Genomic DNA, 11,365 nt, shown 5'->3' on the forward strand with positions numbered 1-11,365 from the left:
CCACGTCAAACACAACCAGCAACTCGCCGAGGGCTCGCCGCTTGCCATCGAGCTCGGCAACATCGTGCTCAGCGCGCTGGAACGCAACCCACTCTTCATCAGCGCTGCCTTACCCAACCGCATCTACCCGCCCATGTTCAACCGCTATCACGAGGGCATGCACTTCGGCAGCCACGTCGACGGCTCCATCCGCCTGCTGCCCGGAACCGGCGACAAGATTCGAACCGATCTTTCCGCGACGCTGTTTCTTGCGCAGCCTGAAAGCTACGATGGGGGGGAGTTGTTGATCGAGGATACTTACGGTACTCATACCGTAAAGCTGGCTGCCGGTGACATGATTCTCTATCCGGCAAGCAGCCTACATCGCGTGAATCCGGTTACGCGCGGAGCGAGGCTGGCGTGTTTCTTTTGGGTGCAAAGCATGGTGCGCGACGATGGTCAGCGCACCATGTTGTTTGATTTGGATGGTGCCATTCAGGGAATTACCGCAAGCAACACCAATGAGGCTTCACGAGTAAAACTTGCCGGCGTCTATCACAATCTATTGCGAATGTGCTCGCAGATTTGATGCTTGCTGGTTGTTACCAGCATTGTGCCAAGGTACCGGTCCCCGAAATGGTACGGGTTCCCGCCTGATCGACTTGGAGCGTTCCGCATGTCGTGTCCTTCTGTTGCAAGACTGACAAAGGAGCCGCCGTAATGGTGTAAGCCGTTGAACTCGAAGAGGCCGGAAAGGTATATGTGTAATTCGCGCCCGTTTGATTAGCAGAAGCGCAATCAAGGGTTGGAAAGGTCGTACCCGTGCCCGGCGTGTATGTGAGATTGGTTGTGTAATACCGTTCCATGTAATTGGCCTGCTCCGCCAGGCACGATTCCGCAGCTTTGCGGTTCGTCTTGATGATGTACTGCTGATACGCGGGATAAGCCAACGCAGCCAGCACAGCGATAATCGCCACTACAATCATCAGCTCGATCAGGCTAAAACCCGCCTGTCTATTGCCGTGCATCCGCTTTGGCGAAGGCCATGGGCAAGCGGCGAAATTACTGAGTTCCCCATGGCCATTGCATAGATTCATGATGCCGCGCCTCATTGGTTGACAACTTCCTGCCAGGACACACGTGTTGTATTGGCGGTCGAACCCGATGTCATCAGGCTGGATGTAGTGCCGTTGTCGAAGCTCATAAGCATGTCGCCGCCCACGAAGATCGGATTGTTGGGCAGCGCACTGAAGCCCACGCCTGCCGCCGGCATCGTCACCGTCTGACCGTTGTACGTAAACGTGGCGGTACCGCCACCGCTGCCCAGGAAGAAGGGCGCCGATGGGTTGGTGCCGGTGAATGGATCGACTGCCATCACCCAACCACTACCGGAAGGATTGCAGATATCGGTAACCACGGGGATGCGCGTGGTAGCAAGCAGCAGATTGCCCTGGAATTGATTGGGCGTGACCATACGCTCACCTTGGTCGACCAACGCCCCGTTCGTTCCTGTGGGCGATTCCAGATTCATGTACCAGCCGAGCTTACCGCTCATATCGCTCGGAGTCGGCATCGGCGTTACGACGCGCACACCCAAAGTTGGAGGGGTGACGGTCGTGTCACCATTCTGCTGGTAGATGATCGAGCGCTGCACCAAATCGCTCACTGTCGCACTGCTTGTTGGAGAGGAGCCACCAGGCTGAGCAATCACGCCATACCAGGTCTCCACTTGCTGGTTATTGAGATCGCCGGTACTGAGGTACTGGCCCGTACCGAAGAACAGCCATACGTTGGCAGTGGCCGGATCCTCACCCGCCAACATGCCGGCAGTGATCGGCTGCGGGTTCGAATTGCCGCTGAAATCCACCTTCAGCTGGGTGGAGAAAACGACGGTGCCCGTCGTACTCACGCCACCCAAGGTGGTCGGGTCAGTGTTGTAGTTATTACCCTGGGCGCTACCCAGCGGAAACCGCCACACCTGTCCCTGCAGGTCGCCTGCGTAGGCTTCGGTACTGATGCCGTTGCTCGCAACATCCATCCAGGTTACCGGAGCGGCAAGACCGTTCGCCCCGGTGATACGGTTGGTTGTCGTATGCACGCTGAGTGTACCAGTGGCCAAATCAAATTCCAGCAATGCCGCCGAACCGCTGGCGCTGTTGTAGCCATTGCCGATCAGCACCTGCCAGTCGGAATTGGTGCCGTTCTGCACCTTGGCGATCACGGGCTTGCCCACCATCTGGCCGATGTAATTGCTATTGGTCAGTCCATCCCCTGCGGAACGTTCCCACAAGGGAGTAATGTTTTTTGGATCAGTAATGTCCAGTGCGTAAACGGCTTCGGCGGGGCCTCGGCCAGTGGTGCCCACCAGAATGGTATGCCAAGCATAGCCATTGTCTTTCGTGATCCCCGGCAGATAGGCGTCCGCGATGGTCAATTCGCCGTCGTTGAAATACTGATGCGGCAACGTAGTCGTACCGTAGCTCGGGTCTGCCAAGCTCGCCAAATTGGCCGCTGGATTTGCAGTACTGCCTGCCGCAATGACCGCACCCGGCAGATAGGCATAGACCTCCGCGCCGGTACTGGCGTCAAACGCGTGCAGCATGCCATCGTTGGCCGCCACGAACACTAAGGGCTTGCGTGCGGAAACCGCATTGGTCACGGCGTTACCGCTGCTATCGGTCGTGCTCTGCGCCCAGGCCTGGAACGAATTGTCACCGGATGTCGCGGTATTGCTGATGCCGGTAAACACCTGATTCTCGAACTCGTTCAGGTCGGGCACGCCGGAATACACCGGCTGCGAGTCCACGATATCGCCCAACGCGGTATCCCGGTCGCGATAGTTGCCGTTATTCTTCTGCTCAAACGTGTTATCGCCGCGCAGATAATTCACCATCGTCGCCTGTGCTGACGCCGTGCTGCCCAGCGCGGCGAGTTGCGTGCTGGATAACGCAGGTGGTGCACCGGAAGTAGAATTCTGGAATGCCACAAACGTACCGCTTCCGCTCGAGGCCGGCGGCACATAGGTCATGATCGTGCGATTTGGATAAGTGACGACGCCTTTACTGTCGTCCAGCTGGGCGGCCGCACTCCAGGTGGGGTTGGTAGAGATGGCTCCCGTGCTGGAATCGATCGCCAGCGCCTTAAGGTCACCGATCCATTTCACCGTGTAGTAATTGGCCTGGTACGCCACCGTGCCGTTGGTGAGCTGGGTGGAGTTGGCCGCCAGACTGGCGCCGGTACCTGCGCGCTCAGAAGCGCGTTGCAGAGCGTCGGTCAAGCCGCTGATGAAGGTCGCCGGGCTGGTTGCGGAATAGAAACCGCCGTGCCCGTTCACGCCCGCATGTGCCAGGTCGGCGATGTTGTTGATCGAGTTCGACGCAGGCGCAGGCCAACCGAAGTTGGTGAGCGTAAGGCCGCCATCGGCCGCCTTGAAGATGTCGCTGATAGTAGGTGGCGAATCACCATTGGATGCCTTGCCCGTAATACCCGTCGGGGTAAAGCCCAAGCCCATGGTGAAGGTGGTCATGTGCTGCCAGAACGCCGGATCTTCCGAGTTGGTCGGCACTTCGTTGGGAAAGGATGAGCTGGTTTGCAAATCGTTTTCCCAGTAATACATCGCCACGTCGGCGAGAGACGGGCTGCTATCACTCGTGGCGCCGCCGGAGTAAGGTGCCGCAGGTGAGCTACCGGTGAGGTTCGTCGGCCATGCCATACCATTGGGGCCAGTTATCGCTGGCCAGGCGGCGCTACTGGCGCCATTTTCAGCTGACGAAGAGTAATCGTCGTTCCAGAAACCATCCGTGGTCAAAATGGTGTAGGCCTGTCGACAGGCAATGTTGCTGGGTTGATTGGTCGTCCCATAGTCGGGGTCGGATGACATCGTCGTCCAAGGTTGCGATGTCTGGTAATACTGGCCAACCCGATCCAATGCCGTGCGCAAAGGTGTCCCGTTGCTCGCGCTCTCACCAGATATCCAGGTCCAGAACGCCGCTTTTTGAGTCCCGCTGGAACCATCACCGAACGGCTGAACTTTGGCCAGAGCATTATTGCTTTTACCGCCACCCGCACCGGAGTCGTCGAATGCATATTGCAACGATGGCAGGCCACCGGTGTTGTTGCCGTTGATCGAACCGAAGCCCACCCGGAACGACGCGCCTACCGAGAAAAAAGCCGCCATCAAGCCACTTTTGGCCATCAGTATGCGGGTGTGGTAATAGGAGTACCAATTGGCGACGTTCTGCTGGGTGGCGGCACTTTCGTCGCAATTGCTTGATGTCATACCGGCCGACGCAGTCAACTCGCAGGTCCCGTTCAGACCTACGTAGTGGCTCGTGTAACTGCCATCCGCATTTTGCACCGTATAGGTAAAGAACGAATACGTGCTCGTCGTCGTAGGCGTACACATGTTCGTACTTGAATTGTAGGCATCCGAGCCCTGACAAGTCGGCGACGTATACACGGCCGGATTCGGCGTGCACATGTAGCTTGTCTGGTCATAGGTGTCCGTACTCGGCGAGCAGTAAGGAGCCGTGGATTTGCTCCCACTCTTGGTACATTTGCCAGCTTTGCTGCCACTGGTTTGCAGCGTATAACCCTGAGGGCAAATGGCCAGGTAAGGATTCTCCTGACACTGCCCATTGGTCTGAAGTGAATATCCTGATGGGCAAACCGGCGCATAGGGCGGCGAATTTCCAGTAAACGAGTTTGTATAGGTGATGTCGCTCGAACTTGTGAACAGCCGACTGGTATCTTTGGAACCGTTATACGTCGACAAATTCACGGTGCCTCTACCCTGATGGAAACCATCCACCCATGCAGCGGTAAAGCTCGCCACAGGATATAGGGTGCCATCAGCCTTCAGCGGCGGGGAATACGTGATCTTCGGGTTATAGTAAACGCCGTTTACGCTGGAGCTGGTCAGTTCGCTCTGTGTAGGCTGCCCCGGGGTTGCACCGAGAAAAGCATAGTCGGGCATGACGTCCCAGGCCATCGAACCCGAATCGTCCAGCATCAAAGTCACATTGGGCGGAATGGCCGGCTGCAATGTAACCGGTTGCTGATCGACGGTCACTGTGGTGGCTGCCATCGCTGGCGTGTAGACGGCGCCAAGCATCCATACAGCCAGCACTGTACCCAGCAACCTGCCCGCTGCGGCCTTCAGACGGCAAACTGCTTGTAGCTTCGTATTCATCACGATTAACCCTGAAATTGAATAGCTCGCCGCAAACCAGCGACATGCATGATCGATTGCGGCTCGATCAGCCTTGCTTGATCACCACTTGTATCGTTACTACGGCATGGTCGCCCACCAGGGTGGGATCGCCGCTGCGTGCGGTAATGCGGTAATACACTTGCGTGCCCGTGCCGCCTTGCACGCCGTAATTGCGTGAGTTGGCGGTATTGCCAAAACCGGTGCTGGTTTTCTGGTTGACCCAGTTGCCCATGTTTTCCACCACAAACTGAGGCTGGCTGGCGGCGGCTGGGCTGGCGGTGTAATAACCGGTTCCCGTACCTTTGCTCACACTGTGGATGGCGCTGGAAGGCAGCGTGGAATCATTGAAGGGATTGGGCAGGCACGTAACGCCGCCAGCCTGGCAGTTGTGCCAGATGAGCGTTGGGGTGGTGGGAATCAATGCGGTTGCAGCGCGGACTGCAGCCTCGGCACTTTGAAAGGCTATTTGGCGATCGTATTGATTGGATGCCATCTTCTGCTGCATGAGGGTTCCACGCATAGCGGCCAGCCCCACCAGCGTGATCAGCAGCAGCAGGATCAATGCCACCACAAGCGCCACGCCGCCCTGAGCGCGTGGGCCAGGCGAACGGGTCCGGATAACCGACGAAGAAGTGGTGATTGGCGCTTTCATGTCATTGCACTCGGTTGCGCACCGTGGTGGTGGAGGTGAATGACCTCGTAAGCCGCGCCGAGTTGTTGGAGCTGACGCGCTGACTGGCGCTTTGCAGGCTCAGCGTGACTTGCGCGGCGTTCACCGTGGCCCAATTGGTCATATTGGCCGCTTTATCGAACTGTGTGCCCGGTGGCTGCAGATACAGGATCTTCATACCAGTGACGTTGCGCACCATTTCCTGCGGCGTGGCAGTCGGCGGGGCTGCGCCGTAGCCCACGTTCAGGCGGTACAGGGAGGTAGTGCCTACCGAATTGCTGCCTATGTACCAGTCCACCGCGGTGAGTATGGCAATGCGTCCGTTATTGGCGAAATCATAGACAGCGCCATTGGAGTCATTGGTGCTGCTGTTGCAAGGGGTGGGAGCGGGATAGCCTAACCCTTTCGTACAGTTGCCGGGGCTTGCGTCACCGTTGCCGGCGTTGTGCACAACGATGTTGTCACCGGAATACTTGGTGATCTGCAGAATCGTGGCGTGGTCGTAATCGCACACAATGATGAGGTCACCGGTAGCCAACAGGGAACTTGGCGTATTGATCCCCAGACTGGCAGGCGACCCCGTGCCGCCGCTTGCACTTCTCTTCACCACGACATCCGCCGTCGCCGTGCTGAGAATGTGCACCGAACTGGTGCCAGGCACCGGCGCCCCAGTTCCGGTAAGGCTGCTTAATGCCGGATCCTGACTGGCGTCGTCATACCCGTGCAGCGCATTGCTCCAGTCGCTGTACCAATTGCTGGCGCCGTTGTTGACTACGTTGGCGATGCGACCGTTGGTGTTGTCGCAACCAGAGAGACCCGCATCGCGCAGGTCGCGCGAGAGCAATTCGAACGCAGTGCGCGAACCGTTCTCCACGTCGCCGAGCGCCTCGTTGGTGCGGTACGTCTGCTGACCAGCCAGAAATACGCTGATGACCCCACCGATAACGATCAGGCCAAGCAGCATCGCCACCATCATTTCGATCAGCGTGAAACCGTGCGCGCCTGCTGCAACGTGTGTTGCGCCATGCGAGAGCCTGTTGCGGATCAAGGGACGCTTGTTCATAGCATGGCCTGCGTTACCAGTTTCTGGCTGCTGGTGCCAGCGTCACCGGCGCGGCTGTCATCGAACTGAATGGTGACGGTGCATAGCGCAGTTGTCGTGCCTGCAGCCGCGGAACATTGGATCGTTCCCACAGTAGTAGCAGCCCCCTGACCAATGGGCTGGAGTTCCGCGGCGCACCATTGGTAGAGCTGTTGGGAGGCGAGGGTACTGCCCGCTGTTCCGCAGGCGTTGCCCTTGATGGTTTTGTTGTATGCATTGTTTCGTGCGCCGCTGATATCAGCGCGCATCGCATCTAGTATCGAATAGCTAGCGATGGTTGCCATGCTACGCACCATCGCACTGTTGTTGGTGGACAACGAGCGCGCCTGTAGCGCAGCAACACCGAGAAACCCGATCGAAAGCACCAATACCGCTACCAGTACCTCGATCAGTCCGACGCCCGCTTGATGCCGGCTGCCGACTCGCGCGAATCGACCTTTTAATGAATTACGTTTCATGGGCAAGTCGCTGTAGCCGTGGTACTGGTGATGATCGAGCCGGCCGCCAGTTGGATCCTGATATGGTTGTTGGACTTCAGCGATGCAGTGCAGATGTCCGCCATCCAGGTTTGGCTCGTGCCGGTGGTGGTGTCACTGTATGGACTCGTCGAACCTGGCGCATAACCGAGCCCATCACCGTGAAAACGGATCGCGTTGATGTGGCCGGATAGTTGTATCGGCATCTGCAGATCCGGTGGGGCAGCAAATACTGTCGAAGTGGTAGCGGGCGTCAATTGCATAAACACCATGCCGCCCTGGGTACCGCATTTGGTGCCCAGCGTATCGGTGGTATTGATGCTGGCGCTGTCGCTACAGAACTGCGTGTATGCGTTGCGCTTGATCGCCTCCATACGCGCAATGTTGAGCCCGGCAACAATCTCATTCGCCGCGGTGGTCAGCCGATTGGAGTTGATCATGCTGTTGAAGCTGGGTATGGCCACCACCGTGAGGATGGCAATCACGCCCAGCGTGACCATCAACTCGACGACAGTGAACCCCTTGGCACAGCTTCCCAGCGTGCGTCGCAGCAAGACGTGCATGAGATTCCCCCTGGTACCTGGTTTTTAGTCTACGCGCCTGTTTTGTCACGACCAGTCATGAGCGGCACCGGAATAGGCCCTTTCCGACAAGTGGCAAGGTTTTTCCGACAAGCGGATTAAAGGGAGGCGAAGGACGTGAGGGTGGTCACGGATGGAATGTGTGGCATGCACGGTATGCGGTTGGCCCCTCCCTGCGATCTTGTCCGGCGTTTGTGGCTGTGAATGGAAGCCCGGCTTTCGATGTATGCGTGTATGGCAATGTCGGGGTTTGCACCTCAACCTACGCATTGGGTCTCCCCCCCTGTCCCAATGGTTCCCTCAGCACGATCACAGGCGGATAATCGTTGCCCTTTCTGGTCAGGCACTTCATTTAATGATGTTCACACCCGGTCAACGCTGGATCTCCACCGCCGAACCCGAACTCGGCCTTGGCACCGTGCTGCGCGTCGAGGGGCGCGGGGTGCAGGTGTTGTTTGCCAAGTCGGGGGTGTTGCGGCCTTATGCGGCCGATTCGGCGCCGCTGGTGCGGGCGGAGTTCCGGGCCGGGCAGCGGGTGGCTGGCAAGGGCATTGCGTTTCTGGTGGAGCGAGTGGAGGAGCGCGAAGGGCTGCTGGTCTACCGCGGCGAAGGGCGCGAGCTGCACGAGGGACAGCTCGATGACGAGCAGAGCGTCAGCCAGGCAGACGACCGGCTGATCGGCGGGCGCACCGACCCGGTCCAGCATTTCGATCTGCGCCTGGAAAGCCTTGAGCGCCGGGCCGCGGCGCGGCGTTCGCCGAGCTGGGGCCTGAGCTCCGCACGCATCGGCCTGGTGCCGCATCAGTTGCGCGTGGCCGGCATTGCCGCCTCGCGCCATCCGCCGCGCGTGCTGCTGGCCGACGAGGTAGGCCTGGGCAAGACGATCGAGGCGGGCATGATCCTCGCGCGCCAGATCGCGGCCGGCCGGGCCACGCGGGTGCTGGTGCTGCTGCCGGATACGCTGGTCTATCAATGGTTCGTGGAGCTCTTGCGCCGCTTCAACCTCAGCTTTGCCATCTACGACGAAGAGCGCTGCGAAGCGCTGGAGCAATCGGGCAGCGACGCCAATCCGTTCGAGGACGAGCAACTGGTGATCGCCGATTTCGGCTTCCTCGAGCAAAACCCCAAGCGCGCCGCACAATTGCTGGAAGCCGGCTGGGATCTGCTGGTGGTGGACGAAGCCCATCACCTGGCGTGGGCGCCTCAAAGCGCCAGCCCGCGCTACACCCTGGTGGAACAGCTCGCCGCGGCCACGCCGGGCGTGATCCTGCTCACCGCCACGCCGGAACAGCTGGGACGCAGCGGCCACTTCGCCCGCCTGCGCCTGCTCGATCCGCAGCGCTACCACAGCCTGGATGCTTACCTCGCCGAAGCCGAGCATTTCCAATCGCTTTCACGCATCGCCGACAAGCTGCTGGAGCGCGCGCCGCTCGCAGCTGCCGACCTGGAACAACTGCAGAAGGCTTTCGACGGCGACGCCACGCTGCAGGCCTGCCTGGCCGATCCCACCAAGCCCGAGCACAGCCGCGAACTGTTGGCGGCACTGATCGATCGCCACGGCACGGGCCGCTCCATGTTTCGCAATCGCCGCGCCAACATCGGCGGCTTTCCCAAGCGCGTGCCGGCGTGGGAGTTGATCGATGCGGAACGCGTGGACGAACGCACCCGCCAGGCGCTGCTGGCCGAGTTCCACGCGGACATCCAGCAACCCGTGCCCGTGCTGGAACTGGATTACGCCAGCGATCCGCGTATCGATGCACTGGTCGCACTGCTCGATCGCCATCCGCAAGACAAGTTCCTGCTGATCTGCCGCAGCCAGGCGAAAGTGATGGCGCTGGAAGAAGCATTGCGCACGCGCACCGGCGCCGGCATCGCGCGCTTCCACGAAGGGTTGGGCATCGTGCAGCGCGATCGCAACGCGGCGTATTTTGCGCAAGCGGACGGGGCACGCCTGCTGATCTGTTCGGAGATCGGCTCGGAAGGCCGCAATTTCCAGTTTGCGCATCGCCTGGTGCTGTGGGATCTGCCGCTCGATCCGGACCTGCTCGAACAGCGCATCGGCCGCCTGGATCGCATCGGCCAGAAGCACGACATCAGCATACACATCATCGCCGCCGCCGATAGCGCGCAGCATGTCCTGGCGCGCTGGTACGACGAAGGCATCGACGCATTCCGCACCAGCCCGGCGGATGGGCGCGAACTGCTGCGCCGTTTCGGAGACACCCTGGCGCGTCTGGCGGAAGAACACGCGCGGGGCGACGACCAGCGCGATCAGGAACTGGACGTGCTGCTGGCCGAAACGCGCGCCGCGCATGAGCAAATGGCCGAGCTGATCCGCGCCGGCCGCGATCATTTGCTAGAGCTTGCCGCCAGCCGTGACCTGCATGCGGATGAACTGGCGCAAGCATTCCGTCGCGAAGACAACGACCCTTCCCGCGATGCGTTCCTGCAACGCCTGCTGGAATCCTTCGGCATTCACGTGGAAGAACTCGGCAGCAACGTGCTGCTGCTTGATCCGCAATATCTTTCCACCGACGCCCTGCCCGGCTTTGCCGAAGGTCCGATGTCGATCACCTTCTCGCGCGAGGTGGCGCTCGCACGCGAGGAGCTGCCGCTGCTGCGATTGGATCACCCGATGATCGCGAGCGCCGTCGACCTGGTGCTGTCGCACGAACGCGGCAACGCCGCCTTCATGGTGGACGACGCGCTTCCGCCGCGCAGCGCGCTGTTGCAAGCCGTGTACGTGCTGGAATGCGTGGCCGAGCGCAGCCTGGATGCCGAGCGCTTCCTGCCCACGCAGCCGATCGTGGCGACGATCGACACCAAGCTCACCGAGCGCGCGAATTTCCAGCCGAGCGACATCGCCGTGCGCCGTGCCGGCGAACGCACCATCGAAGTGCCGCGTTACCGCAAATTCCTCGCCAAACTGGTGCCGCCGATGCTGGAAAAGGCCGAGGCGGCGGCCAGCCTGCGCGCGCAAGGCGGCATCGCCGATGCGGTGAACGAAGCCCGCGACATGCTGGATGCGGAACTGGCGCGCCTACACGCGTTGCGTGCGGTGAATCCGTCGATCAGCGAGGCGGAGATTGCCGGCGTGGAGGCGGAACGTGCGGCGTTGCTTGAAGCATTGCCGCAGGCGCGTTTGCGGCTGGATGCGGTGCGTTTCGTGGTGAGCCCGGATTTCCTGGCCTTGCGCTAAGCCTCCTCCCTCTCCCCTCCGGGGAGAGGGCTGGTGTGAGGGGCGAATCTTGCGGAAAACCAGCACGTAGGTTGGGTTAGCGCAGCGTAACCCAACAAGGCCGCCGTGAATTGTTGGGTTAGGCTGCGCGGACCCAACCGACGAAA

Annotated in this window: 8 protein-coding genes; 2 read left to right on the forward strand and 6 right to left on the reverse strand. The window is 60.1% G+C overall.

Features of this window, described 5'->3' with window-relative positions:
- On the forward strand, positions 1 to 568 hold a 568-nt coding region (locus ACTHNE_RS18550; protein WP_440269996.1), incomplete at its 5' end, for a Fe2+-dependent dioxygenase.
- Positions 569 to 581: 13 nt separating this feature from the next.
- Here ACTHNE_RS18550 and ACTHNE_RS18555 read toward each other — a convergent pair.
- The 6 genes from ACTHNE_RS18555 to ACTHNE_RS18580 all read right to left on the reverse strand — a co-directional run bounded on the left by ACTHNE_RS18555 (position 582) and on the right by ACTHNE_RS18580 (position 8,002).
- Entirely contained in the window at positions 582 to 1,091 is a 510-nt protein-coding gene (locus ACTHNE_RS18555; RefSeq protein ID WP_440269997.1) for a type IV pilin protein, read from the reverse strand.
- On the reverse strand, positions 1,088 to 5,170 hold the full coding sequence (locus tag ACTHNE_RS18560) for a pilus assembly protein (RefSeq protein ID WP_440269998.1): 4,083 nt from the start codon (positions 5,168 to 5,170) through the stop codon (positions 1,088 to 1,090). Before ACTHNE_RS18560 ends, ACTHNE_RS18555 begins: the two co-directional genes overlap by 4 nt.
- Before the next feature lie 67 nt (positions 5,171 to 5,237).
- Entirely contained in the window at positions 5,238 to 5,762 is a 525-nt protein-coding gene (locus ACTHNE_RS18565; RefSeq protein WP_440269999.1) for a pilus assembly PilX family protein, read from the reverse strand.
- Positions 5,763 to 5,844: 82 nt separating this feature from the next.
- The gene (locus tag ACTHNE_RS18570) at positions 5,845 to 6,924 is read right to left on the reverse strand and encodes a prepilin-type N-terminal cleavage/methylation domain-containing protein (protein WP_324937534.1); all 1,080 of its coding nucleotides are present in this window, start codon (positions 6,922 to 6,924) and stop codon (positions 5,845 to 5,847) included.
- Complete coding sequence (pilV, locus tag ACTHNE_RS18575; RefSeq protein WP_324937532.1) at positions 6,921 to 7,421, reverse strand: type IV pilus modification protein PilV; 501 nt, start codon at positions 7,419 to 7,421, stop codon at positions 6,921 to 6,923. The genes ACTHNE_RS18570 and pilV overlap by 4 nt, the downstream gene beginning before the upstream one ends.
- Positions 7,418 to 8,002, reverse strand: a complete 585-nt coding sequence (locus ACTHNE_RS18580; protein WP_324937530.1) for a GspH/FimT family pseudopilin — start codon at positions 8,000 to 8,002, stop codon at positions 7,418 to 7,420. Before ACTHNE_RS18580 ends, pilV begins: the two co-directional genes overlap by 4 nt.
- Before the next feature lie 376 nt (positions 8,003 to 8,378).
- Here ACTHNE_RS18580 and rapA point away from each other — a divergent pair, with 376 nt between their 5' ends.
- Positions 8,379 to 11,219: an RNA polymerase-associated protein RapA gene (gene rapA / locus ACTHNE_RS18585; RefSeq protein WP_440270000.1), complete on the forward strand. Its 2,841-nt coding sequence runs from the start codon at positions 8,379 to 8,381 to the stop codon at positions 11,217 to 11,219.
- The last annotated feature ends 146 nt before the right edge of the window (positions 11,220 to 11,365 follow it).

The sequence above is a fragment of the Dyella sp. genome, assembly GCF_051954575.1.
Taxonomy (GTDB): Bacteria; Pseudomonadota; Gammaproteobacteria; order Xanthomonadales; family Rhodanobacteraceae; genus Dyella_B.

What these genes read in the sequence shown, in the direction of transcription:
- ACTHNE_RS18555 (WP_440269997.1), bottom strand. Translation starts at nt 1,091, where the DNA reads ATGAGGCGCGGCATCATGAATCTATGCAATGGCCATGGGGAACTCAGT.
- ACTHNE_RS18560 (WP_440269998.1), bottom strand. Translation starts at nt 5,170, where the DNA reads ATGAATACGAAGCTACAAGCAGTTTGCCGTCTGAAGGCCGCAGCGGGC.
- ACTHNE_RS18570 (WP_324937534.1), bottom strand. Translation starts at nt 6,924, where the DNA reads ATGAACAAGCGTCCCTTGATCCGCAACAGGCTCTCGCATGGCGCAACA.
- pilV (WP_324937532.1), bottom strand. Translation starts at nt 7,421, where the DNA reads ATGAAACGTAATTCATTAAAAGGTCGATTCGCGCGAGTCGGCAGCCGG.
- ACTHNE_RS18580 (WP_324937530.1), bottom strand. Translation starts at nt 8,002, where the DNA reads ATGCACGTCTTGCTGCGACGCACGCTGGGAAGCTGTGCCAAGGGGTTC.
- rapA (WP_440270000.1), top strand. Translation starts at nt 8,379, where the DNA reads ATGTTCACACCCGGTCAACGCTGGATCTCCACCGCCGAACCCGAACTC.